The organism is Nocardia carnea (genome assembly GCF_029868855.1).
GTDB lineage: Bacteria > Actinomycetota > Actinomycetes > Mycobacteriales > Mycobacteriaceae > Nocardia > Nocardia carnea_A.
Map to the genome: position 1 here is coordinate 1 of NZ_JARWOV010000142.1, position 23,295 is coordinate 23,295.

The 23,295-nt window shown below is 66.7% G+C and carries 24 protein-coding genes; 11 read left to right on the top strand and 13 right to left on the bottom strand.

Annotated elements, in window-relative coordinates; genetic code table 11:
- Positions 1 to 264: 264 nt before the first annotated feature.
- Genes hsaC through hsaA form a run of 3 tightly spaced genes read right to left on the bottom strand, consistent with a single transcriptional unit; the run spans position 265 to position 3,208 of the window.
- Positions 265 to 1,164, bottom strand: coding sequence for an iron-dependent extradiol dioxygenase HsaC (gene hsaC / locus QH195_RS13575; RefSeq protein ID WP_280435624.1), 900 nt, complete (start codon positions 1,162 to 1,164; stop codon positions 265 to 267).
- A gap of 2 nt (positions 1,165 to 1,166) precedes the next feature.
- On the bottom strand, positions 1,167 to 2,045 hold the full coding sequence (gene hsaD, locus QH195_RS13580) for a 4,5:9,10-diseco-3-hydroxy-5,9,17-trioxoandrosta-1(10),2-diene-4-oate hydrolase (protein ID WP_280423170.1): 879 nt from the start codon (positions 2,043 to 2,045) through the stop codon (positions 1,167 to 1,169).
- Positions 2,045 to 3,208 carry a 3-hydroxy-9,10-secoandrosta-1,3,5(10)-triene-9,17-dione monooxygenase oxygenase subunit gene (gene hsaA / locus QH195_RS13585; protein WP_280423171.1) on the bottom strand — a complete coding sequence of 388 codons (1,164 nt, stop codon included), beginning with the start codon at positions 3,206 to 3,208 and terminating at the stop codon, positions 2,045 to 2,047. Before hsaA ends, hsaD begins: the two co-directional genes overlap by 1 nt.
- Positions 3,209 to 3,498: 290 nt before the next feature.
- On the opposite strand from hsaA, the gene QH195_RS13590 reads away from it, so the two are divergent.
- From QH195_RS13590 to QH195_RS13600, 3 genes are all read left to right on the top strand, one after another.
- Positions 3,499 to 4,698 carry a Rieske 2Fe-2S domain-containing protein gene (locus QH195_RS13590; RefSeq protein ID WP_432278343.1) on the top strand — a complete coding sequence of 400 codons (1,200 nt, stop codon included), beginning with the start codon at positions 3,499 to 3,501 and terminating at the stop codon, positions 4,696 to 4,698.
- A 1-nt stretch (position 4,699) separates the two neighbouring features.
- Positions 4,700 to 5,029 (top strand): hypothetical protein, encoded by a 330-nt coding sequence (locus QH195_RS13595; protein ID WP_280423173.1) that lies wholly within the window; start codon positions 4,700 to 4,702, stop codon positions 5,027 to 5,029.
- Positions 5,030 to 5,119: 90 nt separating this feature from the next.
- Positions 5,120 to 6,538 carry a hypothetical protein gene (locus QH195_RS13600; protein ID WP_280435625.1) on the top strand — a complete coding sequence of 473 codons (1,419 nt, stop codon included), beginning with the start codon at positions 5,120 to 5,122 and terminating at the stop codon, positions 6,536 to 6,538.
- A 75-nt stretch (positions 6,539 to 6,613) separates the two neighbouring features.
- On the opposite strand, the gene rsgA is transcribed toward QH195_RS13600, so the two are convergent.
- The 3 genes from rsgA to QH195_RS13615 all read right to left on the bottom strand — a co-directional run bounded on the left by rsgA (position 6,614) and on the right by QH195_RS13615 (position 8,541).
- Positions 6,614 to 7,657: a ribosome small subunit-dependent GTPase A gene (gene rsgA / locus QH195_RS13605; protein ID WP_280435626.1), complete on the bottom strand. Its 1,044-nt coding sequence runs from the start codon at positions 7,655 to 7,657 to the stop codon at positions 6,614 to 6,616.
- Between the two features lie 231 nt (positions 7,658 to 7,888).
- Positions 7,889 to 8,158 (bottom strand): DUF1905 domain-containing protein, encoded by a 270-nt coding sequence (locus tag QH195_RS13610; protein ID WP_280423176.1) that lies wholly within the window; start codon positions 8,156 to 8,158, stop codon positions 7,889 to 7,891.
- Between the two features lie 17 nt (positions 8,159 to 8,175).
- Positions 8,176 to 8,541, bottom strand: coding sequence for a VOC family protein (locus tag QH195_RS13615; protein WP_280435627.1), 366 nt, complete (start codon positions 8,539 to 8,541; stop codon positions 8,176 to 8,178).
- A gap of 312 nt (positions 8,542 to 8,853) precedes the next feature.
- On the opposite strand from QH195_RS13615, the gene QH195_RS13620 reads away from it, so the two are divergent.
- Positions 8,854 to 9,210 carry a peptidase inhibitor family I36 protein gene (locus QH195_RS13620; RefSeq protein ID WP_280435636.1) on the top strand — a complete coding sequence of 119 codons (357 nt, stop codon included), beginning with the start codon at positions 8,854 to 8,856 and terminating at the stop codon, positions 9,208 to 9,210.
- A 287-nt stretch (positions 9,211 to 9,497) separates the two neighbouring features.
- Here the strand turns inward: QH195_RS13620 and QH195_RS13625 are convergent, their stop codons facing one another.
- Positions 9,498 to 10,049 carry an RNA polymerase sigma factor gene (locus QH195_RS13625; protein WP_280435628.1) on the bottom strand — a complete coding sequence of 184 codons (552 nt, stop codon included), beginning with the start codon at positions 10,047 to 10,049 and terminating at the stop codon, positions 9,498 to 9,500.
- Between the two features lie 509 nt (positions 10,050 to 10,558).
- On the opposite strand from QH195_RS13625, the gene QH195_RS13630 reads away from it, so the two are divergent.
- Positions 10,559 to 10,813 carry a type II toxin-antitoxin system Phd/YefM family antitoxin gene (locus tag QH195_RS13630; protein WP_033244522.1) on the top strand — a complete coding sequence of 85 codons (255 nt, stop codon included), beginning with the start codon at positions 10,559 to 10,561 and terminating at the stop codon, positions 10,811 to 10,813.
- On the top strand, positions 10,776 to 11,183 hold the full coding sequence (locus QH195_RS13635; protein WP_280435629.1) for a type II toxin-antitoxin system VapC family toxin: 408 nt from the start codon (positions 10,776 to 10,778) through the stop codon (positions 11,181 to 11,183). Before QH195_RS13630 ends, QH195_RS13635 begins: the two co-directional genes overlap by 38 nt.
- 34 nt (positions 11,184 to 11,217) lie before the next feature.
- On the opposite strand, the gene QH195_RS13640 is transcribed toward QH195_RS13635, so the two are convergent.
- Both QH195_RS13640 and QH195_RS13645 read right to left on the bottom strand, forming a co-directional pair.
- Positions 11,218 to 12,270, bottom strand: a complete 1,053-nt coding sequence (locus QH195_RS13640; protein WP_280435630.1) for an acyl-CoA dehydrogenase family protein — start codon at positions 12,268 to 12,270, stop codon at positions 11,218 to 11,220.
- 149 nt (positions 12,271 to 12,419) lie between these two features.
- Positions 12,420 to 13,454 carry an acyl-CoA dehydrogenase family protein gene (locus QH195_RS13645; protein WP_280435631.1) on the bottom strand — a complete coding sequence of 345 codons (1,035 nt, stop codon included), beginning with the start codon at positions 13,452 to 13,454 and terminating at the stop codon, positions 12,420 to 12,422.
- 236 nt (positions 13,455 to 13,690) lie between these two features.
- Between QH195_RS13645 and QH195_RS13650 the strand changes: the two genes are divergently transcribed.
- A complete protein-coding gene (locus tag QH195_RS13650; protein ID WP_280435632.1) occupies positions 13,691 to 14,905 on the top strand; it encodes an RNA-guided endonuclease InsQ/TnpB family protein in 1,215 nt (404 codons plus the stop codon).
- On the opposite strand, the gene QH195_RS13655 is transcribed toward QH195_RS13650, so the two are convergent.
- Genes QH195_RS13655 through QH195_RS13665 form a run of 3 tightly spaced genes read right to left on the bottom strand, consistent with a single transcriptional unit; the run spans position 14,882 to position 18,513 of the window.
- A complete protein-coding gene (locus tag QH195_RS13655; RefSeq protein ID WP_280420333.1) occupies positions 14,882 to 16,021 on the bottom strand; it encodes an acyl-CoA dehydrogenase family protein in 1,140 nt (379 codons plus the stop codon). The two genes, QH195_RS13650 and QH195_RS13655, sit on opposite strands and share 24 nt — an antisense overlap.
- Positions 16,022 to 16,933, bottom strand: coding sequence for an enoyl-CoA hydratase (locus QH195_RS13660; protein ID WP_280420334.1), 912 nt, complete (start codon positions 16,931 to 16,933; stop codon positions 16,022 to 16,024). It abuts the gene before it with no gap.
- Complete coding sequence (locus tag QH195_RS13665; RefSeq protein ID WP_280435633.1) at positions 16,933 to 18,513, bottom strand: FadD3 family acyl-CoA ligase; 1,581 nt, start codon at positions 18,511 to 18,513, stop codon at positions 16,933 to 16,935. The genes QH195_RS13660 and QH195_RS13665 overlap by 1 nt, the downstream gene beginning before the upstream one ends.
- A 180-nt stretch (positions 18,514 to 18,693) precedes the next feature.
- Here QH195_RS13665 and QH195_RS13670 point away from each other — a divergent pair, with 180 nt between their 5' ends.
- Both QH195_RS13670 and QH195_RS13675 read left to right on the top strand, forming a co-directional pair.
- The gene (locus tag QH195_RS13670; protein WP_280420353.1) at positions 18,694 to 19,854 is read left to right on the top strand and encodes an acyl-CoA dehydrogenase family protein; all 1,161 of its coding nucleotides are present in this window, start codon (positions 18,694 to 18,696) and stop codon (positions 19,852 to 19,854) included.
- Positions 19,851 to 20,648, top strand: a complete 798-nt coding sequence (locus QH195_RS13675; RefSeq protein WP_280420336.1) for an SDR family oxidoreductase — start codon at positions 19,851 to 19,853, stop codon at positions 20,646 to 20,648. The genes QH195_RS13670 and QH195_RS13675 overlap by 4 nt, the downstream gene beginning before the upstream one ends.
- A 39-nt stretch (positions 20,649 to 20,687) precedes the next feature.
- On the opposite strand, the gene QH195_RS13680 is transcribed toward QH195_RS13675, so the two are convergent.
- On the bottom strand, positions 20,688 to 21,194 hold the full coding sequence (locus tag QH195_RS13680) for a nitroreductase family deazaflavin-dependent oxidoreductase (protein ID WP_280435634.1): 507 nt from the start codon (positions 21,192 to 21,194) through the stop codon (positions 20,688 to 20,690).
- 207 nt (positions 21,195 to 21,401) lie between these two features.
- Here QH195_RS13680 and QH195_RS13685 point away from each other — a divergent pair, with 207 nt between their 5' ends.
- Both QH195_RS13685 and QH195_RS13690 read left to right on the top strand, forming a co-directional pair.
- Entirely contained in the window at positions 21,402 to 22,013 is a 612-nt protein-coding gene (locus tag QH195_RS13685; RefSeq protein WP_280435635.1) for a TetR/AcrR family transcriptional regulator, read from the top strand.
- 43 nt (positions 22,014 to 22,056) lie between these two features.
- A complete protein-coding gene (locus QH195_RS13690; RefSeq protein WP_280420354.1) occupies positions 22,057 to 23,205 on the top strand; it encodes an acetyl-CoA C-acetyltransferase in 1,149 nt (382 codons plus the stop codon).
- Positions 23,206 to 23,295: the final 90 nt, after the last annotated feature.

The window sequence follows — 23,295 nt, forward strand, 5'->3', positions numbered from 1 at the left end:
AGTCGACGACCACAGCTGGATCGCCCGGGAATCCACCGCGGTGAGTCTGTGGGGACACGACTTCTCCGTGGGTTTCAAGTGATCTCCGGCGCGGGGGCCGGGGGGGGGGCGGCCCCCCCCCCCCCCCCCCCCCCCCCCGGCCCCCCCCCCCCGCGCTCATCCATCACCCCCCCCCCCTCTCCCCCCCCCCCCGGCCCGGGGGGCCCGCCGGCGCGGGGGGGCCGGCCGCCGCCGCCCCCCCCCCCCCCCCCCCCCGCCCGGAGATCACTTGAAACCCACGGAGAAGTCGTGTCCCCACAGACTCACCGCGGTGGATTCCCGGGCGATCCAGCTGTGGTCGTCGACTTCGAGTCCTTCACAGCCGAATTCGACATCGAATCCGCCCGGGGTCTTCATATAGAACGACAGCATCTTGTCGTTGATATGGCGGCCGAGGGTGGCCGACATCTTCACCTTCTTGCGCTGCGCCCGATCCAGGCAGAGGCCGACATCGTCGGAGTTCTCCACCTCGACCATGAGGTGCACGATGCCGGTCGGGTTGGGCAGTGGCATGAACGCCAGCGCGTGGTGGCGGGGGTTGCAGCCGTAGAACCGCAGCCAAGCCGGATCCCCGTCCTCCGGGCGACCCACCAGTTGCGGCGGCAACCGCATGGAGTCCCGCAGCCGGAAGCCGAGTACATCCTGGTAGAAAGCCTGCGCCGCGGCATCGTCGGTACAGGTCAGCACCACGTGCCCGAGGCCTTGTTCCGCCGTGACGAACTTGTGGCCGTACGGGCTGACGAACCGGCGGCCGAGGTACTGGGCACCGTAGAACGCCTCGAGGGTGTTGTCGGAGGGATCCTGGAATCGGATCATGCCTTCGACGCGGCGTTCGTCGAGCTCCGCTTTGGTGCCCTCGGTGTAGGGGATGCCCTCCTTCTCGAGGGTCTCCCGGAGCCGCTGCAACGCGGGACCGTCGGTGACCTCCCAGCCGGAGACCAGCAGCCGGTCCTTCTCGCCCGGCACGATCACCAGACGCGCGGCGAAATCGTCCATGCGCAGGTACAGCGCGTCGGGGTTCGCGCCGCTGCCTTCCATCATGCCGAGCACTTTCAGCCCGAACTCGCGCCAAGCCGCCATATCGGTGGCTTCGATACGCATATAGCCGAGTGCCTTGATACTCATCGTCATTTCTCCTCGACGCCGAGCAGGAAATCGGTGGCGAGCCGGTTGAACTCCGCGAACTTCTCGAGCTGCGCCCAATGTCCGCAGCCGCCGAAAACATGCAGCTGGGCGCGCGGAACCGATTTCAACGCGACGAGCGCGCCGTCGAGCGGGTTCACCCGGTCCTCACGGCCCCAGATGAGAAGCACCGGCTGGCGCAGTTTGTAGGCGTCCCGCCAGAGCATGCCCTTCTCGAAATCCGCACTGGCGAACGATTTGCCCATCGCGCGCATCGCCGCGATCGATTCCGGCTTCTTCGCCGCTTCGAACCGTTCGTCGATCAGTTCGTCGGTGACCAGCGACTGATCGAACACCATGATTCGCAGAAAAGCCTCGATGTTCTCCCGGGTCGGCTCATAGGTGAACTTCGACAGGAGGCGCACGCCCTCGGTGGGGTCGGGCGCGAACAGGTTCGTGCTCAGACCGCCGGGACCCATGAGGACCAGCTTTCCGGCCCGGTCGGGGTAATCGAGCGCGAATCGTACCGACGCTCCGCCGCCGAGCGAATTGCCCAGCAGGTGAACCCGGTCGGTGATCTCCAGGGTGTCCAGCAGATCCTTCAGCGCCGACGCGCTGTGCACGAAGTACTGCGGATGCTCGGTCGGTTTGTCGGACTGCCCGTACCCGGGCTGGTCGACGGCGATCACATGGAAATCGCGGGCCAGTACCGGGATGTTGCGGGAGAAGTTCGACCACGACGAAGCCCCCGGCCCGCCGCCGTGCAGCAGCACGATGGTGGGGCCGTTACCGACGCCGGCCTCGTGGTAGTGCAGTTTCAGATCCGGCCGGACCTGCGCGAACTTCGAGGTGGACTCGTAGGTGAGTTCGGCGGTCGAGGTCATCACACCATCCCGTCCGAAACCGGCAGACCGAACTCGTGGGTGCCGTACATGAGGTACGCGCGCTCCGGATCGTTGGAGGCGTGCACCCGGCCGGCGTGGGCGTCGCGCCAGAACCGCTGCAGCGGGGTGCCGTTCACCAGCGCGGTGGCGCCGGAGCTCTCGAACAGTTTGTCGATCGAGGCGATGGCCCGACCGGTCGCACGGACCTGATCGCGGCGGGCCCGTACCCGCAGGTCGAACGGGATCTCCTTACCTTCGAGCAGTAGCGCGTATTCCTCGGCGACATTGCCCGACAGCTGCCGCCAGGCGGCGTCGATATCGCTGGACGCCTCGGCGATCCGCACCTTGGTGAACGGATCCTCCTTGGCCTTCTCGCCGGCGTAGGCCGCGCGGACGCGTTTGCCCTGGTGCTCGACATGCGCCTCGTAGGCGCCGTAGGCCATACCGACGATCGGCGCGGAGATGGTGGTGGGGTGGATGGTGCCCCACGGCATCTTGTAGACCGGATCGGTATTGCGTTCCAGGCCCGGCGACTTCAGGTCGTTCATGGTCTTGTAGCTCAGGAATCGGTGCGTGGGCACGAAAACGTCCTTCACCACCAGGGTGTTCGACCCGGTGCCGCGCAGCCCGACCACGTTCCACACGTCGTCGATCTCGTATTCCGAGCGCGGGATCAGGAAGCTGCCGAAATCGACCGGCTTGCCGTTCTTGATCACCGGCCCGCCGACGAAGGTCCAGTCGGCATGACCCGAACCCGACGACCAGGCCCAGGATCCGCTGACCTGGTAGCCGCCGTCGACCACGGTGCCCGCACCCATCGGCGCGTAGGAGGAGGAGATCCGCACATCGGTGTCCTCGCCCCACACCTCTTCCTGGGCTTCCTGGCCGAAGAGGGCCAGATGCCAGTTGTGCACGCCGATGATCCCGGACACCCAGCCGGTGGAACCGCAGGCGCTGGCGATCTTGCGGACCGTGTCGTAGAAGACGACCGGGTCGGCCGCGAGGCCGCCCCACTGCTTGGGCTGCAAAAGCCGGAAGAACCCGGCTTCCTGCAGGTCCTTGATCGATTCGTCGGGAATCTGCCGAAGGTCTTCGGCTTCCTGTGCGCGGGCGCGCAGCGTGGGCAATAGCGCTTCGACCCGTTCGGTCACTTCTCGCGTCATCTCCGGCCCTGCTCCTGCCTGGTCGTTTTGCTAACCGGTGGTTATCTGCTCGGCGCAGAATTTACCTCTGAGACTAGAACAGGTTCTTGTTCATGTCGAGAACCGGTGTCCGTGTGCTGACGATATGGGACTTGTGCTGGATGTGGCATGAATAGGCTGGCGTTCGGGACGCCAGTTTTGTAACGTGTTCTAGTACAGCAGGAGGAGGAATCGCGATGGCAGTAACCCCGGCGTCGCCGAGCGATGGGCCCGGAGGCGGCAGCGTGCGTAACCACGGAGGGACCCGCGCGGTGACCAATGTGCACAGCGGTGGTGCGAAGGTGCGGGAGCTCGACGTCGGTTCGACCCCCACCCGGTACGCGCGCGGATGGCATTGCCTGGGCCTGGCGCAGAATTTCCGGGACGGCAAACCGCATTCGGTGCAGGCGTTCGGCACCAAACTGGTGATCTGGGCCGACAGCGCCGGCGAGTTGCACGTACTCGACGCGTTCTGCCGCCATATGGGCGGTGATCTGAGCATGGGCGAGGTGAAAGGCGACGATATCGCCTGCCCGTTCCACGACTGGCGGTGGGGCGCGAGCGGTAAATGCACGTCCATTCCCTACGCCCGGCGGGTTCCGCCGCTGGCCCGGACGCGGCGCTGGACCACTCTGGAACGTAACGGCCAGCTGTTCGTCTGGCACGACCACGAGGGCAACGAACCGCCGCCCGAGGTCACCATCCCGTATATCGAGGGTCCCTACACCGATGCCGACGGCAACCCGGTGGAGGAGCTCGACAGCGGCTGGACGCAGTGGACCTGGAACTCGTTGCTGATCGAGGGCGCGAACTGCCGCGAGATCATCGACAACGTCGTGGATATGGCGCACTTCTTCTATATCCACTACGCCTTCCCCACCTACTTCAAGAACGTTTTCGAAGGGCATGTCGCCACTCAGTTCCTGGAGACCAAGGGGCGTCCCGATATCGGAATGGGCGCCAAGTACGCCGGTGATCAGCTCCTGAAATCGGAGGCCTCGTACTTCGGTCCGTCCTACATGATCAACCCGCTGGTCAACAGCTACGGCGGCTACGAGATCACGGTCAACCTGATCAACTGCCACTATCCGGTGACACAGGATTCGTTCATGTTGCAGTGGGGCCTGACCGTCGAGAAGCCGAAGGGCCTCGACGACGACACCGCGCAGAAACTGGCGATGACCATGGCCGATTTCTTCGGCGACGGCTTCCTGCAGGACGTGGAGATCTGGAAGCACAAGTCCAAGGTCGAGAACCCGCTGCTCTGCGAGGAGGACGGTCCGGTCTACCAGCTGCGGCGCTGGTACGAGCAGTTCTACGTCGACGTCGCGGATGTGACCGAGAAGATGACCCAGCGGTTCGAATTCGAGGTCGATACGACCAAGGCGAACGAGGCCTGGGAAGCCGAGGTCGAGGAGAATCTGCGGCGTAAGCGCGAGGCGGACGCCGACCAAGCGGAGGCGGGAGTCTGACATGGCCGGCTGGGCTAAAGCACCCGACTTCGCCGACCAGCCCGCGCGGCGGGACGCGGTGCGGGCCCAGACGGTCGTGGACCGGCAGCGATACCTGGAGGACGGCCTGACACCGCTGCGGTGTCAGGCCTGCCATACCGAGGTGCTGGTTCGTAAGAGCAGTTCCCGGCAGACCTCCGTGCAGTGGATCGGCGATCCGGCGGCCCAGTGCCCGGTCTTCGCCGAGATCAGTGCCAAAGGGCGTGGTCCGGGCCGGCCGGATACCTGCGAACGATTGCAGAAGACCATCAAATGGGCTGTCGACGAAGGCGTGCTCGACGTCCCGGAGTAGCAGTCCGCGGTGCTTGTACCCCGCCGGCCGGGCGGGAACGAGATGGTTCGATCCCGCCCGAACTAGAACGGGTTCCAATAACATTCCGCCATGCGTACAGCCCGTTCCGCCGTGCGAGCGCTGCCGGTACTCGCAGCCGCCCTCGTAATGACCGTGGTCCCGTCGAGTGCCGCACCTGGCTGGGGTCCACTGGGCCCGGCGAATCCGCACCTCGGACCGCTGGGCACCGCGACCATGCACGGCGATGCCGGCTCCTCGGACGTGACCCCGCTCGCCGGACCCGGCACGGACCGGGTGACGCCGGCCGGTGACCCGCTGGCGGCCGCTTGCCCGACCATTCTGCAAGGGGCGGACGGGATGATTGTCGCGCTGTGCACGGCGATCATCGACCGTGCGCCCACCGTGTACCTGTTCGACCCCGCGAAGGGGCCCATCGGCCCACCGGCCGCGAAGATGAGCCTCACTCAGGGCAGCCTGCTGGGCGGTGTCTACGCCTATCTCGACAACGAGAACCGCCTGGTGGTCGTCGACGGACAGCGGCGGCTGCTGCGAATCGCACACCATCGCGCCACCTCGGGTGAATGGCTGACGGTAGCCGAGAACACCGATCTCACCGCAGCCATACCGGAGGATGACGCGGTAACCGGTCTCGTACCGGACTGGTCGGGCAACGTCTGGTTCGCTACCGGGGCGGGACTGGTCGGCAAGGTGGGGCGCAACGGTGTGGTGACCACCCATCGGCTGCCGACCGGGGAGCGAGTGGCCAACAGTATCTCGGCGTCACCGGACGGCGTGGCCGTCGCGACCACCCACGCACTGTACGAATTCGCCGCGGGCGGTTCCGGAACGCCGGAATTGAAATGGCGTGCGGCCTACGATCGCGGCCCGGCCCGGAAACCGGGCCAGCTCAGCTGGGGTACCGGCTCGACACCGACCTATTTCGGGCCCGGCGACGGCACCGAGTACCTCACGATTGTCGACAACGCCGACGACCAGGTCCATCTGCTGGTCTACCGCGCCGGCACCGGAGAACTCGTCTGCCGGCAGTCGGTGCTCACCGAAGGCGGCCCCGGCAGCGAGAATTCGCCCATCGGTATCGGCCGCTCGGTATTCGTGGCGAGCACCTACGGCTACCCCTATCCGACGGTGCCCGACGACGCCGGCCCCGCCGAACCCGCCATCGCGCCGTTCTCCGGGGGAATGACCAGAGTCGATATCGACGACCAAGGCTGCCACACCGTCTGGGAGAACGATGTCCGCAGCGCCGCGGTACCGAAACTGTCCGCCGCCGACGGCAATATCTACACCGTCCTCCGGCTCGGCCTCGGCCTGACCACCCCGCTCGACGGCTACGCCTACGGCGTCATCGACCCGGCAACCGGTGAGATCACCGTGAAACAGCCGATGTCGGCCACGATCGTCGCCGACACCCTGCAGATGGCCGGCCTGACAACGACGAACGGCGAACTCTGGCAGGGCACCATCACCGGCATCATGCGCATCCGCTGACCTGATCCGGGGCAGAGGCAAGGACCGGCGGCCACAAGGAGTAGGTCCGGTGGCCGCCGGCCGCAGCGTCGACTGTCAGCGGGTACCGCGTTCCCGGTACATGCGACGCTGCTGTTTGGCGATACCGCGCCAGGCCTGGTCACGTTCGGCCTGTAGCCGTTTATCGGTACGGGCCTGCAGCCAGGCGTTCTCCCGGGCCAGTTTGCGATAACTGTGCAGCCGGCGCGGGGTCAGGATGCCGGAATCGACGGCTTCGCGCACCGCGCAGCCGGGCTCCCGGTCGTGCGCGCAATCGTCGAAGCGGCAATCGCGGGCCAGTTCTTCGATATCGCTGAAGGCCCGGCCGATACCTTCGGCGGCGTCCCATACGCCCACACCCCGGAGGCCGGGGGTGTCGATGAGGGTGCCGCCGCCCGGGAGCGGGCGGAGTTCTCGGTGCACCGTGGTGTGCCGGCCCTTCTTGTCGGCGCCGCGCACCTGATTCGTGGCGAACACCTCGGCGCCCAGCAGGGCGTTGGCCAGCGTGGACTTCCCGGCGCCGGACGGCCCGAGCAATGCGACGGTGCCGTCGAGGACCGCGGTGAGCACATCGAGACCGGCGCCGGTTTCCGCGCTGACGGCCAGCACCGTCGCGCCCGGAGCCACCGCTCGGACCTCGTCGAGCGGCACGTCTTGCGCCGCGTCGGCTTTGGTCAGCACGACCACCGGCTGGGCGCCGCCCTCCCAGACCAGGGCCAGCATCCGTTCGATCCGCCCCAGATCCACATCGCCGTCGGTGGCCGTGCAGATCAGCACGGTGTCGACGTTGGCGGCGAGGACCTGGCGTTCGGACCGGCCGGAGGCCGCCGACCGGGCGATCACCGAACGCCGCGGCAGCAGTGTCCGGACATGGGACCGGGCGTCGAGGGCCACCCAGTCGCCGGTGCACAGCCCGCTGACCTCGGAATCGGCGCGTGGACAGGTGGCGCGGGCGGGGCCGTCCGGGGTGACCACATCGCATTCGCCGCGGTCCATCCGGACGATGCGGGCGGGTACGAATCCGGGGTCGATATGCGGTACATAGTCCTCGGCGACGGTTTCGGTCCAGCCGTAGGGGACGAGCAGGTCGTAGTCGACCATTGTTGAGAATTTCCTTCGTCGGGCGCCGAACCCGACCGGGTTCAGCGAGGGAGGTTCGGGGTGGAGAACGCTGCGGCGCAGACCGGCACGGTCCGCCGCGGCACGACAATCCGACCGACTGTCACGCTCTCCACCTCCCTCACGACTCGCTGTTGCCGACAAACTCTGCCATCACTGTCCGAGTTCGTGCAAGGTGTTTTCTCGTACCCGGCCCGGACACCCTCGACGAGGCTAGGCGTCCACACGTTCCTGCAGGTGGACGGTCACGGTGTCCCCTTCTTTCTTGCCGATCGCCTTACGGATCCCCGCCTTCACCGGCAGCTTGTGCGTGCCGTCGCCCAGGGCCATGAAGGAACTCCGGAACGGATGGCCGTCGATCGTGCCGCGGACCTTCACCAGGCCGCGGGTGCCGAAGAATTCGGCGGACTCGGGCCATACGACGTAGGTCCAGCCGCCCTTCTCCGTGCTCTTCTGCAGAGTTGCAGTGAATTGCTTGTCCATCACGGGAGACCGCCTGCTCAGGAGTTTTCGACGAGAATGAGGCGGTTGCCGTCCGGGTCACGCACAGCGAACATCGGAGGTACCGCGGGCCCCATGCGCAGCACCTCGGCGTCCGCGTCGACGCCGCGTGCGCGCAGGCTCGTGTGCTCGGCTCCGGCGTCCGGGGTGCTGAGGCGGATACCGGCCGGGATCCCTTCGGGAACGAGCGCGATGGTCGTCGTCGCCCCCGGCGGTGCCACCTCGATCCAGCGCCGGTCGCCGAAAGGGAGGTCCCGGCGTAACTCGAAGCCGAGTTCGTCGACGTAGAACTCGATTGCCTTCTGCTGGTCGGTGACGAGAATCCCGACCGTGGCAACCTCTGTGATCCGGGTGGCCCTGCTCATCCGATGCCTCCATTCCCTAGATGTTCACGAGGTAGGACGGGGGACCGGCGGGGAAACTCATCGGTCGCCGTCGCCGGGGACCACCAATTGCCGGGCGCCTCCGCGATACGTCGCCCAACCTTCCGGCCCGGAAGCGGGTCTTTATAAGAGAGGCAACCGATACGTCGGCCATGTTCGTCCGTCCGCGCGCACCCTCTCCACCGTGTGCCCGGTGCGCTGTCGATGGTCGGAAGAACGCGCGCGCCCGTGATCGGTTGCACTCGGAAAACCCTGTGCCACAGGGAATGAGATAGACAGGAGAAGATATTGACAATGCGCAAGATCGTCGCGGCGGTACTGCTGGTCCTCGGGACCGCGGGGCTCTCCGGTCTGGCCGCCCCCGCACACGCGGCCACCGGATTCGATCGATGCCCGGACGGGCACTTCTGCCTTTTCAGTGCACCGGATGGCGGTGGCCGGATCGCGTACTTCCGTCTCGGTTCCACCGACCTGCGCCTGCAGAATATCGATGGCCAGGCCTATTCCCTCTGGAACCGCACCGGTCAACATTGGGTCGGGTGTACCGAGTACAACTACGGTGGTAATGCCATCTTCATGGTCACACCCGGCTATCGGACCAATCTGCCCGCCGATGTCGCCGTCCAGGTGCATTCGGTGCGGGCGGCCTGATTCGAACTGCACCGGAACCGTCGCCCCCCGAACACGAACATCGGCGTACTGCGCCCGCACCGATGTTCGGTAGCGGTCGGGGCCACAGGTGCCACGCGGGGTTGGCATTCGGCCCGACGGTATCCGGACTCTGATCGATCGGGGTTTCGCGGGATCGTCGCAACACTCGATCCGTAGTGTTGCGACGATCCGACGCCCGGGACAACCGCCGGCCTCCCCGTCCGAGGTCACTCCCGTCCGGAGCCACGGCCGCTGGTGGGCCGCTGGACGCCGTCCGATCCAGCGGACTACGCACCCAGATCGAGCCGGTTCCGAACCCGTCGCAGGGCGTCGTGCACGTAGCTCTTCGCTGTGCCCGTCGACACACCCATGATCCGAGCGGTTTCCGCGTAGGTGTGGCCCTCGTAAGCTCTGAGTACCACCGCCTCACGCTCGCGCCGAGGCAGGGTTTCGAGAACCCCGATCAGTGTTCGGCGTATTGCCACAACATCTTCGAAGTGCAGCCGCGCGTCGTCCGCGAGCAGGGCGAGGCGCGCATCGCCATCGATATCGAGTCGTTCCCGTTCCTGTGCCGCGCACCGCCAGGCGTCCCGGACCAGGTTCTTCGTGACCGTCCACAGGTAGGCGCGTAACTGCAGGGCAGTGCTGATATCGGGTTTGGTGGCGTAAATCCGAAGCAGGGCGGTCTGCACGATGTCCTCGGCATCGAGGTGGTTGCCGACCTGCCGGCCGACCCAGTGGAGCAGCAGATCGCCGCCGGACACGAGAGCCTCGCGTAGCAATTCGTCGAACTGCTCGCGACCCGTTTCGGCTGCGCTTCCCCCTTCGACTCGACTCACGGTTCAGCGGTTCGGCTACCAGGGGCCTCGATCGGGCCGCAGGTGGACGCTACAAGCGTTTCGCGGTTGTGGGTTAGCGAAATTGATTCGAATATATTGTTATACAACGATTTTCGCTCCAATGAGTCGTGCCCTGAAGGCAGGTCTCGACGCCGTAGGCCGGGTACGTACAGGGGTGGCGGTGCAGTGGTCTATCTCGGGAAGCGGACGAAGTGTCCAGAAATTCGGAGATACCAGAGGCGTCGGAGCGGATGATGCTCTCGCCGTAGCCGGCGAATGGGGCTCTGTGCGGCCGGGGCGTCGTTTCGGCCCCGACCGGTCAGGAGTCGCTGCCGCCTAGTGGCAGTCTGCCACAGGTATTCGATCCACACGACCTCGTCGCCGAATGCCTCGTCGCCGACATTCGGATCCGGTTACAGAAGACGTGACGGAGTCTTGTGGAGCTGTTCGATCAGCTCCCGTATAGGTTCGCGAGGCAGTGGGCAAACATGTTAGCTAAGGAGGTGGGTATGGCCGCCAACGCAGCAGAACAGTTCAATATCCACGAGGCGAAGACGAACCTCTCGCGCATCGTGGAACGAGTCGAACGGGGCGAGGAGATCGTGATCAGCCGGGCCGGTCATCCGGTGGCGAAGGTAGTTCCCCTGGTGCGGCGGGTGAACCGTACTGCCAGGGGCTCGCTGCGCGGTGTCGACCTCGGAGCCGACTGGGACTCCGATGAGACCAATGCGGCGATTGCGGACGATTTCGGCATGCCCCGATGAGCTGCTGCTCGACACCCATGTGGTGCTGTGGTGGCTCACCGATGATCCGAGTTTGACGGACGAACTGAAGCATCGGCTCGATGACGATCCGGATGTGTTCGTCAGTGTCGTCTCGATGTGGGAGGTCGCGATCAAGCAGGCCGCCGGAAAACTCGGCGGTCCGCTCGATATGCCCGAGCGCATTCGTGACAGCGGTCTGGTGACGCTCGAGATCAGCTCCGCTCATGCCAGCGCAGCCGGTCGGCTTCCGCTGATCCACCGCGACCCGTTCGACCGGATGCTGGTGGCGCAGGCGAAAGCGGAAGGGTTGACGCTGGTCACCCGCGATCCGTGGTGCCACAAGTACGAGGTGCCGATCCTGGCTGTATGACGGCGGGCGTCGGCACCTCGGATAGGCGACCGGGTCAGCCGTGCACCACCGGCCGTTTCGGGGTACCGAAGAGGTGGGCGTCGCCGTGGGCGCGTTTGAAGTACAGGTGGGCGTCGTGTTCCCAGGTGATGGCGATACCGCCGTGCAGCTGGATCGTTTCGGCCGCGATCGTGGAGAACGCCTCGGTGCACTGGCGCCGCGCGACCCAGACGTCCTCGGCCGCCGAGGGGCTCTCCTCGGCCAGGGCGATCGCTGCGGTCAGGGCGGTCGATTTGGCGGATTCGGCCAGGACGTACATATCGGCCATCCGGTGCTTGAGCGCCTGGAAACCGCCGATGACCCGGCCGAACTGCACCCGCGACTTGGTGTACTCCACAGTCGCCTCCAGGCAGTATTCGGCCGCGCCGACCTGTTCGGCGGCCAGTGCGGCCCAGGCGATCTGCCGCAGCCGGTCGATGACCGGAGCGGGGTCACCGGTGCCGAGCCGGCGGGCGGCGGCACCGGTGAAGGTGATCTCGGAGAGTGCCCGGGACGGGTCCATCGCCGCCACCCGCCGGCGCTCGACTCCCGGAGCCGAGGGCTCCACCTCGAACAAACCGCTCTCCGTGAGCACGACCAGGGTGTCGGCGATGGTGCCGTCGAGAACGTAATACGCGGTGCCGTCCAGGGTTTCCCCGTCGGCCCGCACCCCGAATTCGTCCCAGCCCGCGGCCCCGGCCCAGCAGACGGCGAGGGTGCGGCTGCCTTCGGCGATACCGGGCAGCAGCCGTTCACAGGCTCCGCTGTCGCCGGACAGCAGTACCGCCTGCGCACCCAGGACCGCCGAACCGAGCATCGGTACATCGGCGAGCGTGCGGCCGAGTTCTCCGACCACCAGCAAGGATTCGGGCAGGCCGGCGCCGAAGCCGCCGTACTCCTCAGGAATCGCCAGTGCGGCCACCCCGACCTGTTCGCACAGCTGCGCCCACAGTTGTGGGTCGTAGCCCAGATCGGTGTCCATGGCCAGGCGAATACCCGCCCGGGCGTCGCGTTTGGCCAGCAGCCCCCGGACCGCCGACACCAGCTCCTGCTGTTCCTCGCTGATCATCTCTTCTCCCGTAGGTCTGACGGACGGATGCCGAGGCGCCTACGTCCGGTTGTTGCCACTGTTTGCCGGTTCTCGTACCGGACGAGCGCGACGGGTGCTCCGGCAGTGTGCTCGTCCAGCCCTGGCCGCCGCCCAGCGCGGTTGTGTTCTCAGGTGAGTGCGCCCGACGGGTCCACCGCGCCTCCGGCACGCAGTGCCTCGGCGACCCGGCCGCGATGCAGATCCGGCGTGCCCCAGGCGGAACGCAGCGCGGTGACCCGAGTGAGCCACAGCGACAGGTCGTATTCGGCGGTATAACCGATCGCACCGTGGACCTGTAGTGCGGTGCGCGCCGCCCGGTAGGCAGCATCGGCGCAGGCCACCGCCGCCGCCGAGATATCGCGGGCCCGATTCGGCGATCCGGTGGTGAGGGCGGCCCGGTACAGCAGCGGTTCGGCAAGGTCGAGGCCGATGAACACATCGGCCAATTTCTGTTTGACCGCCTGGAATTCACCGATCGGCCGGCCGAACTGTTTGCGCTGTTTGACGTATTCGGTCGAGGCGGCCAGCAGCGCCTTACCGGCGCCGAGCAACTGCGCGGCGTTGGCCAGGGCACCGAAATCGAATGCCGCCGCGATGGCCGCGCGGGCCTGGGGCCCCTCGGCGACGGTCTCCTCGGCTTCGATCACGAACAGCCGCCGGGCCGGATCCACCGACCGCACCTGCTCGCCCACCCGGCCCGTCGACAGACGGTCGTCCTGGGCCAGGAATACCAGGTCGGCGCGATCCGCGTCGACGGCGACCGCGGTGCCTTCCGCGGTGCCGAAGGCGATGGTGGCCGACAGGGTGCCTTCGGAGATCCCGGGCAGCCAGCGTTGCGCCGGGCCGGGGTCGGTCTCCGCCAGTGCCTGTAGCAGCGCCGGCACGGCCGCCGCGGTTTCCACCAGCGGGCCGGGTGCCGCGGCCCGCCCTGTTTCGATGAACGCGACCAGCTGGTCGAGCGGTTCGGCACCGAGACCGCCGAAATCCTCGGCGATCGTCAGTCCCAGTGCGCCGGCGGCGGCGAGCTGCTCGAACAGGGCGCGGCCGGGTGCCGGGTCCGCACCGCTCCATGCCCGCACCGCGGCGGGGGTCGAACCGGATTCGAAGAGTTTGCGGATACTGGCACCGAAGTCCAGATGCTCCGGGCTGAGCGCGAATTTCATCGGTCCGTCACCGTTTTCGGGCGTGGGGATGAAGCTTGTTCGAAGCTTGCTCTGGTTGTAGGCCTCGTCATGAGGTTCACTACCTCCCGGGTCGTGTCGCCGACAGCGGCGGCGACGGGAATCAAGATGGGCCGGACGTCCACGGTCAGGCAGGCTTTGCTGCTCGGCAATCGACTTGCCATGGTGGGCGCACGTGAGCTGGATGAGTTGTCGGAGGCCTCGCTCATACTGTCGGCATGGATGAGATCGTGCGCTACACCTACCGCCTGCGCCCAGGCGCGCACGCGGCGCGTGCGCTCGAGTCCGAATGGCATCGTTGTAGATTCGTGTGGAACGAAGCCGTCCACCAACAGCGAATCGGACGAAGTCCAACGTTCTGCCGTCTGTCGAAGATGCTTACCGAAGCGCGTGGTCGGATGCCTTGGTTGCGCGACGGGTCGCAGGTCGCGCAACAACAAATGCTGCGCAACTACGCCCACGCTCTCGGGGACTCCTTCAAGGTGCGAGGGCGGGGAAAACCGGCACCCAAGTCCCGGAAGACGACTCTGCCGTCGTTGGAGTACACCACTCGCGGGTTCTCGATCAAGGACAGCAAGTTGCGGCTGCCGGGAAAGGTATCGATTCCGGTGGTCTGGTCGCGGGAGCTGCCGTCCGCGCCCACCTCGGTCCGGGTGTATCGAGATTCCCTTGGGCACTGGTATGCGTCGTTTGTGGTGCGGCGCCCAGCAGTGCCTGCCCCGGCCGCAAACGGCGAAATCGGGATCGACTGGGGTATCTCCACGACCGCGACCACCACCAGCCCCGACCATGATCTGCCATACTCGAGCTATCGGCGCCGCTGCGCCGCAGAACTCGCTCGGGCTCAGCGGAAGATGGCTCGCCGACGTCGGCCACGAGGGCAGGCGCCCAGCAAGGGGTATCAGCAGGCGCGCCGCCAAGCCGCTCGCCTGCACAAGAAAGCAGCTCGGCAGAACACTCATGCAGCGCGCGTGTGGGTGCGCCGTGTGGTGGCCGACCACCACACGATTGCGGTGGAAGACTTCACACCGAAATTCCTTGCTGGTAGCAGCATGGCCAGGAAGGCTGCGGACGCTGCGATCGGTATCGCGAAGCGGGAGCTGGTCGAACGTGCCACGCGGGCGGGGCGGAAGGTGGTGTTGGTTCCGCCCGCCTATACGACGATGACCTGTGCGAGTTGTGGTGCGAGAGCCAAGCAGCGGCTCGCGTTGGATGTGCGTGTCTTCCGGTGTGAAGCTTGCGGCCACACCGCTGACCGAGACCGCAACGCCGCCCGAGTGATACTGGCGGCCACGGTAGAACTCGACCGTGCTGGTGTTGACGACATAAGACATCATCGGCCTCCTTCCGCGGGTGTCGATGGTGCGGTCCGAGCTGGAAATCTCCCCGGCCTCAGCCGTGGGGAGGAGTTAACGGCTGCCTCCCCTGGGTAGGCCGAGGAGCCGCTCGGCGATGATGTTGCGTTGGATTTCGTTGGTACCGGCGTAGATCGGGCCGGACAGCGAGAAGAGATAACCGTCGGTCCAGCGGCTCGCCCGTTCGGCGCCGGCACCGAGCAGGTCGAGCGCGGTTTCGTGCATGGCGATATCGAGTTCGGACCAGAACACCTTGGTGATCGAGGATTCCGCGCCGAGTTTGCCGCCTTCGTTCAACCTGGTGACGGTGCCGAATGTGTGCAACCGGTAGGCCTCGCTGCCGATCCAGGCATCCACCACCGCATCGCGTGCGGCGGTACCGGTATCGCCGGTTTCGGTCCACAGGTCGACCAGCCGCTGCGCAGTCGCGCTGAACCGGCCGGGGCTGCGCAGCGAGAGACCTCGTTCGTTGCTGGAGGTGCTCATCGCGACCCGCCAGCCCTCGTTCGGTGCGCCGATCACATCGCTGTCCGGGACGAAGACATCGTCGAGGAAGATTTCGGCGAAGCCGGGTTCACCGTCGAGCTGCGGGATCGGCCGGACCGTCACACCGTCGGCGGTGAGCGGGAACATCAGGTAGGTGAGCCCGCGATGCCGTTCGGCTTCGGGGTCGCTGCGGAACAGGCCGAACGCCCAGTCCGCGAAGGCTGCCCGCGAGCTCCAGGTCTTCTGCCCGCTCAGCACCCAGCCGCCGTCGGTGCGGCGTGCGGTGGAACGGATACCGGCCAGATCGCTACCGGCTTCCGGCTCCGACCAGGCCTGCGCCCAGATATCGTCGCCGCGTGCCATCCGCGGCATGATCCGCGCCAACTGTTCCGGTGTGCCGTGTTCGAACAGGGTGGGGGCGAGCAGGAAGATACCGTTCTGGCTCACCCGGCCCGGTGCGCCCGCCGCGTAGTACTCCTGTTCGAACAGCACCCATTCCAGCAGTGATGCGTCGCGTCCGCCGTATTCGGGGGCCCAGGAGACCACCGACAGGCGGGCTTCGGCCAGCGTGTGCTCCCATTCGCGATGTGCTTCGAAGCCGGCCGCGGTGTCCATCGACGGCAGTGGTTCGGCCGGAACATTGGCGGCAAGGAATTCGCGGACCTCCCGCTGGAATTCCCGGGTGCTTTCGTCGAGATCGAGATCCATTCAGGCTTTCCCGTCGTTCGTATCCGCGGCGGTGGTCGCCTGCGCTTTCATCGATTTGGCGTTCAACCCGCCGAGGGAATCGGTGCCGACCTCGGCATTGTGGGCGTGCGCGAAATGGTGCAGCCCGAATACCGAATCCATCCCGGCGCGCATTCCCATGAGGTCTTCGGACTGGTTGACCGCCTTCTTGGTCAATGCCAGACCGAACTGTGGCATCGCCGAGATCTTCTCGGCCAGGGCCATGGTTTCCGATTCCAGTTCCGCCCGGGGAACCACCCGGTTGACCATGCCCCATTCCTTGGCCTGCGCGGCGTCGAAACGATCCCCGGTGTACAGGAATTCCTTCGCGGCACGCGGGCCCATCACCCAGGGGTGCGCGAAGTATTCGACGCCCGGAATACCCATACGCACCACGGGATCGGAGAAGAACGCATCGTCGGAGGCGATGATCAGATCGCAGACCCAGGCCAGCATGAGGCCGCCCGCGATGCAGGCACCGTGCACCATGGCGATGGTCGGCTTGGGGATCTCCCGCCAGCGGCGGCACATCCCCAGGTACACCTCCATCTCCCGGGCGAAGCGCTGATCGCCGCCGGGGCGGTCCACATGGTCCCACCAGAGCGCGGCCTTGTTCTGGTACTTCACGTGATGGTCGCGACCCGGTGTGCCGAGATCGTGCCCGGCGCTGAAATGTTTGCCGTTACCGGCCAGCACGATGACCTTGACGTCGGGATCTTCCACCGCGCGTTCGAACGCGGCGTCGAGCGCATAGGTCATCACGGAATTCTGCGCGTTGCGGTAGTCCGGCCGGTTGAGGGTTACCACCGCGACGGCGCCCCGGCGCTCATAGGTCACCACATCGGGTTCGTCGGGAATGCTCCCGTTCCCGGCCGGGGATGTGTTCTCCGACATCACGAATTCTCCTCACGTAACTGACGTTTGAGCACCTTGCCGCTGGCGTTGTAGGGCAGTTCGTCGCGGAATTCGACGAACCGCGGCACCTTGAAATTGGCCAGCACTTTGGTGGCGTAGGAGAACACCTGGTCCTCCGTGAGCGTCGCGCCCGGTTTGCGGACGATATAGGCCTTGCCCACCTCACCCATCCGCTGGTCGGGAACCCCGATCACCGCGGAGGTGGCGACACCGTCGAGCCGGGCGAGTGCCTGTTCGATTTCGGCGGGATACACATTGAATCCGCCGCTGACGTACATATCCTTGAGCCGGTCCGTGATCGTCAGATAGCCGCGGTCGTCGATCGAACCGATATCCCCCGTGTGCAGCCAGCCGTCCGCGTCGATGGTTTTCGCGGTGCTTTCCGGATCGTCGAGGTACCCGCGCATCACATTCGGGCCGCGCAACAGGATCTCCCCGGCATCGCTGAGTTTCAGTTCGAACCCGGCGATGGGCCGCCCGCTGGTGCCGGAAATGGTTTCGGCATCGTCGTCGACCCGGCACATGGTGCCGAAGCCGGAGGATTCGGACAGGCCGTAGGCGGTGAGCACCACATCGACATCGAGTTCGGCGCGCATCCGCTCGACCAGTGCGACCGGCACCGGCGCCGCGCCGGTGACCGCTACCCGCAGGCCGTTCAGGTCGTACTCGTCGCGACCCGGGAAATCCAGGATGGTCTGGTAGATCGTGGGCGGGCCGGGGAGAACGGTGATCTTCTCCTGATCGATCAGGCGCATGGTGGTCGGTACATCGAAGACGATCTGCGGCACGATGGTGGCGCCGGTGACCAGGCAGGCGATAATTCCGGCTTTGTAGCCGAAGCTGTGGAAGAACGGGTTGACGATCAGATAGTTGTCGGCGCTGTTCAGCGTCGCGCATTCGGTCCACGCGCGGGCCGTCGACAGTGTCTGCCGGTGCTCGATCAGCACACCCTTGCTGCGGCCGGTGGTGCCGGAGGTGAACAGGATGTCCGACAGATCCTCGGCGCTGACCGATTCGCCGCGTTCGATCACTTGCTCCCGGCGTACCGCGGTGGCGGTTTCGGCCAGATCCGACCAGTTCAGCGCGCCGTCGGGCCGGTCTTCCGAGCCCTCCACGGGTAGTACCACCACGGTGCCGATATTCAGGTCGGGCGCGGCCGCGCGCAGTTCGGCGAGCCGGTCGCGTTTCAAGAACGTTCCGGCGATGAACAATGCCTTGGCGTCCACCCGGTGCAGCACGTCGACGACCTCGTCGGCGACGTAACGGGTGTTCAGCGGTATCAGCGTCGCGCCCGCGTAGTGCGCGCCCAGCGCGGCCACCACCCAGTGCCAGGTATTGGGCGACCAGATCGCCACCCGGTCACCGACCTGGATGCCGCGGGCGATCAGGGCGCGGGCCACGTCCTGCACCTCTGCGAGCAGCTGGGTCCAGTCGAGCCGGACGGAGCCGTCGGCCAGTGCGGGCGCGGAACCGAAGGTCTGGGCGGCGGCGTGCAGTGCCGCGGGGATGGTCTGTGCCACCGGCGGTGTGTGCGCAGGGGTTGTCACGGGTGTCCTCATGGTCGTGCGGCCGTGTGCGGTGCGCGCGGTCTCGAACGGAGTCTACAAAGCAAGTGCTTGGTAGGTTATCCTACCGGCGTGGGTGCTATCCAGACCTCAGAATCCGGTACCGGTCGCGACGGCGGGCGGCAATCGGCCGAACCGGCCGCTACGCCGCGTGTAGCTGTCGAACGGACCAGCGTGGCCGCGCTGAGCGACGGCGAATTCGCCGCGCAGGTACGCGGCTGGCTCGACGAACAACTCGACGGTGAATTCCGGGAGTTGCGCGGCCTCGGCGGCCCGGGCCGCGAGCACGAGGCATTCGACGAACGCCTGGAATGGGACCGCGCCCTGGCCGCCGCGGGCTGGACCTGCCTCGGCTGGCCCGTCGAATACGGCGGCCGGGCGGCGAGCGTACGCCAGCAGATCATCTTCCACGAGGAATACGCCAAGGCGAACGCGCCGGCCCGCGTCTCGCATGTGGGTGAGGAGCTGCTCGGTCCCACCTTGCTGGCCTTCGGCACCGACGCCCAGCGCGACCGGTTCCTGCCCGGTATCCGCACCGTCACCGAACTGTGGTGCCAGGGCTACTCCGAACCCGGCGCCGGATCCGACCTCGCCGCGGTATCGACCTCGGCCCGGCTCGACGGCGACCACTGGTCGATCAACGGCCAGAAGATCTGGACCTCGCTGGCGCATGTGGCCGACTGGTGCTTCGCGGTATGCCGTACCGAACCCGGGTCGAAGCGCCACAAAGGCCTGTCCTACCTGCTGGTCCCGATGAAGCAGCCGGGGATCGAGGTACGGCCCATCGTGCAGCTCACCGGCACCTCCGAATTCAACGAGGTGTTCTTCGACGACGCCCGCACCGAAGCCGATCTGGTGGTCGGCGACCCCGGTGACGGCTGGCGCGTCGCCATGGGCACGCTCAATGTCGAACGCGGTATCTCCACCCTGGGCCAGCAGATCCGCTTCGCCCGGGAACTGGCGGCCATCGAGGAGATGGCCCGCGAATCGGGCGCGCTCGACGACCCGCTGCTCGCGGAACAGGTCGATCGCGCTTGGGTGGGTCTGCGGGTGCTGCGTGCGCACGCCATGCGCACGATGGCCGAAACTGCCGACGACGGGGGGCAGGCCTCGGTGGGCAAACTGCTCTGGGCGAATTGGCACCGCGGTCTCGGCGAACTCGCCATGGCGGTGCGCGGCGCGGCCGGCCTGGTCGCCGCCGACGGTGATCTCGACGAATGGCAGCGGCTGTACCTGTTCACCCGCGCCGATACGATCTACGGAGGTTCGAACGAAGTGCAGCGCAATATCATTTCCGAGCGTGTGCTCGGCCTGCCCCGTGAGGCCCGGCAGTGAGCGGGCCGCTGTCGGTTCCGCCGGACCGGACTCCGGGTCACGGACTGCTCACCGGCCGCCGCGCCGTGGTGACCGCGGCCGCCGGAACCGGAATCGGCTCCGCCACCGCCCGCCGGCTGCTGGACGAGGGCGCGGACGTGGTGGTCTCCGACTGGCACGAACGGCGTCTGGAAGCGACCCGCGCGGAACTGTCCGCGGAGTTCGCCGACCGTAAAGTGCACGCGATCGTCTGCGATGTGACGAGCACCGAACAGGTCGGCGATCTCGTCCGCGGAGCCGCCGCCGCGCTGGGCGGGGTCGATATCTTCGTCAACAACGCCGGTCTCGGCGGTGAAACCCCGGTGGTCGATATGACCGACGAGCAATGGGACCGGGTCCTCGATATCACCCTCAACGGAACCTTCCGCTGCACCCGCGCCGCGCTCAACTACTTCCGGGACGCGAAACACGGTGGCGTGATCGTCAACAACGCCAGTGTGCTGGGCTGGCGCGCCCAGTACGGCCAGGCCCACTACGCCGCGGCCAAGGCCGGGGTGATGGCGCTGACGAGGTGTAGTGCGGTGGAGGCCGCCGAATTCGGGGTCCGGATCAACGCGGTGGCGCCGAGTATCGCCCGGCACGCTTTCCTCGACAAGGTCAGTTCCAGTGAACTGCTGGACAGCCTGTCCGAACGCGAAGCCTTCGGCCGCGCCGCCGAACCGTGGGAGGTCGCGGCGACCATCGCGGTGCTTGCCAGCGATTACACGACCTACCTCACCGGCGAGGTGGTCTCGGTCAGCAGCCAGCGCGCGTGACCGGTGACCGGCCGGTGCGCACAGCGTGTGCCGGCCGGGTCAGGCCCGGGTGAGCGCGAATATGTGCAGGTCGCGGCTGGTCCGTTCGCGATATGTGGCGTATGCGCTGGTCAATTCGACGAAGCGGGCGAAGATCTCCGCCTTTGCCGAGTCTTCGACCGGCGTGGCGGTTACGGGGATCCGCTCGCCGGCGACCGCGACGGTTGCGCTCGGCTCGGCGAGCAGATTGGCGGTCCAGGCCGGATGGCGGGCTTGCCCGAAATTGCTGCCGATGACGTACAACGTGTCACCGTCGTGGACGTACAGCAGCGGCTGGGTGCGGGGCAGCCCCGATTTGCGACCGGTTGTGGTGAGCAGCAGGACCGGTGCCCCGATCGGGCCCAGCACGGTGTACTTGGCACCGGTGCGTTCGAGCACCCGCCGATCCAGGGGCGTGAGCTTGCGTATCACCCACGAGCCGGCAGTTGTGGCGGCGAACCTGCCCGCCATCCGGGACAGGGCGCTGTCCGGTGATCCCCACTGCCACTGCGGAAACGGCTGCGTCATGGGTGGAATGTACCCGGCGCCGTATCGATGGAACCGGTTGGTGGAATCCTGCGTCCAATCAGATCGGAAAGCAGTGCGGAAGTGCTGTTCCGCGATTCGGGCCCGGCGGTCCGGCTCCGATACATGAGGGGGGAGCCGGAAACGCCGGGCCCGAACGGTTCCCGCCTGCCATGGACCCAAGCAAATGCTTGGTTGTATTATGGCCGGGTGACCGCACCCGACCCCACCAAATCGGCCCGGCGAACCGAACTCCTCGACTTGGCGGCCGACCTGTTCGCCGACCGGGGCGTGCGCGCGACCACGGTGCGAGATATCGCCGACGCGGCCGGGATCCTCTCCGGCAGCCTCTATCACCACTTCTCCTCGAAAGAGGAGATGGTAGACGAGATCCTGCGCGGCTTCCTCGACGAGCTCTTCGGCCGCTACCGCGAAATCGCGGCCGCCGGCCTCAGTTCCCGCGCCACTCTGGAAGCCTTGGTGCTGGCCTCCTACGAGGCGATCGATCGCTCGCATGCCGCGGTCGCCATCTACCAGTCCGAGGCCAAACGGCTACAGACCTCCGAACGCTTCGCCTATATCGACGAATACAACCGCGAGTTCCGGGAACTGTGGCGGCGCGTGCTCACCAGCGGAGTCGCCGACGGCAGTTTCCGTCCCGAACTGGATATCGATCTGGCCTATCGCTTCCTGCGCGACACGGTCTGGGTGGCGGTCCGCTGGTATCAGCCGGGCGGCGGATCGGTCACTGTCGAGACCCTCGCCAAGCAGTACCTCACCATTGTGCTCGACGGGCTCACCGTGCCGGGCCATACCGATTAGGAGAACACCTATGGCTACAGCTGCCCGCCGCCCATACACGCCCCTGCGCGAGGCGTACGTGATCGACGCGGTGCGCACTCCGGTCGGCAAGCGTGGTGGCGCGCTGGCCGAGGTTCATCCCGCCGATCTCGGTGCGGCCGCGCTGCAGGGCCTGCTGTCGCGTAACCCGGTGGACCCGGCGAATGTCGACGATGTGATCGTCGGTTGTGTCGACAATGTCGGGCCGCAGGCCGGCAATATCGGCCGGACGATGTGGCTGACCGCCGGCTACCCCGAGGAGGTGCCCGGCGTGACGGTGGACCGGCAGTGCGGGTCCAGCCAGCAGGCGATCAACTTCGGCGCCCAGGCGATCATGAGCGGTACCGCCGAGGTGATCGTGGCCGGTGGTGTGCAGAACATGAGCGCCATTCCGATCTCCGCGGCCATGCTCGCCGGTAAGGAATACGGTTTCGAATCCCCGTTCGTCGGCGCGAAGGGCTGGGACCACCGGTACGGCACCGGTGAGGTGTCCCAGTTCCGCGGCGCGCAGATGATCGCCGAGAAATGGGGGATCAGCCGCGAGGATATGGAGCGCTGGGCACTGCGCAGCCACGAACGGGCCCGCGCCGCCATCAAGGCCGGCCGGTTCGACAAGGAAATCGTGCCGGTGGGCGATTTCTGGATCGACCAGGGCCCGCGGGAAACCAGCCTGGAGAAGATGGCCTCGCTGCCGGCCCTCGAGGAAGGCAGCCCGCTGACGGCGGCGGTCGCCTCGCAGATCTCCGACGGCGCCAGCGCGACCCTGCTCGCCTCGGAATGGGCGGTCGAGGAGTACGGCCTGACCCCGCGCGCCCGGATCATTCATGTCAGCGCGCGCGGCGCCGATCCGCTCTACATGCTCACCGCGCCCATCCCGGCGACCAAGTTCGCGCTGGAGAAAACCGGTTTGACCATCGACGATATCGATGCGATCGAGATCAACGAGGCCTTCGCCCCCGTGGTTCTGGCCTGGTTGAAGGAGACCGGCGCCGATCCGGAGAAGGTGAACGTCAACGGTGGCGCGATCGCGCTCGGTCATCCACTCGGCGCGACCGGGGCGAAGCTGTTCGCGACCCTGCTCAACGAGCTGGAACGGATCAACGGCCGCTACGGCCTGCTCACCATCTGCGAAGGCGGCGGCACCGCCAACGCGACCATCATCGAACGGCTGTAGTTTTGCGGGGCCAGTGGGGCCCCCGGGGTTGGGGGCCCGCCCCACACAGCGGGGCCCGAGGGTGTGTTTGTGGCGGGGGAGGCCGCCACC

Coding starts and splice junctions, on each gene's coding strand:
- QH195_RS13615 (WP_280435627.1), bottom strand. CDS start 8,541: ATGAGCAGGGCCACCCGGATCACAGAGGTTGCCACGGTCGGGATTCTC.
- QH195_RS13595 (WP_280423173.1), top strand. CDS start 4,700: ATGGCCGGCTGGGCTAAAGCACCCGACTTCGCCGACCAGCCCGCGCGG.
- QH195_RS13630 (WP_033244522.1), top strand. CDS start 10,559: ATGGCCGCCAACGCAGCAGAACAGTTCAATATCCACGAGGCGAAGACG.
- QH195_RS13640 (WP_280435630.1), bottom strand. CDS start 12,270: ATGATCAGCGAGGAACAGCAGGAGCTGGTGTCGGCGGTCCGGGGGCTG.
- QH195_RS13680 (WP_280435634.1), bottom strand. CDS start 21,194: ATGACGCAGCCGTTTCCGCAGTGGCAGTGGGGATCACCGGACAGCGCC.
- QH195_RS13620 (WP_280435636.1), top strand. CDS start 8,854: ATGCGCAAGATCGTCGCGGCGGTACTGCTGGTCCTCGGGACCGCGGGG.
- hsaC (WP_280435624.1), bottom strand. CDS start 1,164: ATGAGTATCAAGGCACTCGGCTATATGCGTATCGAAGCCACCGATATG.
- QH195_RS13600 (WP_280435625.1), top strand. CDS start 5,120: ATGCGTACAGCCCGTTCCGCCGTGCGAGCGCTGCCGGTACTCGCAGCC.
- QH195_RS13660 (WP_280420334.1), bottom strand. CDS start 16,933: ATGTCGGAGAACACATCCCCGGCCGGGAACGGGAGCATTCCCGACGAA.
- hsaD (WP_280423170.1), bottom strand. CDS start 2,045: ATGACCTCGACCGCCGAACTCACCTACGAGTCCACCTCGAAGTTCGCG.
- QH195_RS13665 (WP_280435633.1), bottom strand. CDS start 18,513: ATGAGGACACCCGTGACAACCCCTGCGCACACACCGCCGGTGGCACAG.
- QH195_RS13645 (WP_280435631.1), bottom strand. CDS start 13,454: ATGAAATTCGCGCTCAGCCCGGAGCATCTGGACTTCGGTGCCAGTATC.
- QH195_RS13655 (WP_280420333.1), bottom strand. CDS start 16,021: ATGGATCTCGATCTCGACGAAAGCACCCGGGAATTCCAGCGGGAGGTC.
- rsgA (WP_280435626.1), bottom strand. CDS start 7,657: ATGGTCGACTACGACCTGCTCGTCCCCTACGGCTGGACCGAAACCGTC.
- QH195_RS13650 (WP_280435632.1), top strand. CDS start 13,691: ATGGATGAGATCGTGCGCTACACCTACCGCCTGCGCCCAGGCGCGCAC.
- hsaA (WP_280423171.1), bottom strand. CDS start 3,208: ATGACGCGAGAAGTGACCGAACGGGTCGAAGCGCTATTGCCCACGCTG.
- QH195_RS13635 (WP_280435629.1), top strand. CDS start 10,776: ATGCGGCGATTGCGGACGATTTCGGCATGCCCCGATGAGCTGCTGCTC.
- QH195_RS13610 (WP_280423176.1), bottom strand. CDS start 8,158: ATGGACAAGCAATTCACTGCAACTCTGCAGAAGAGCACGGAGAAGGGC.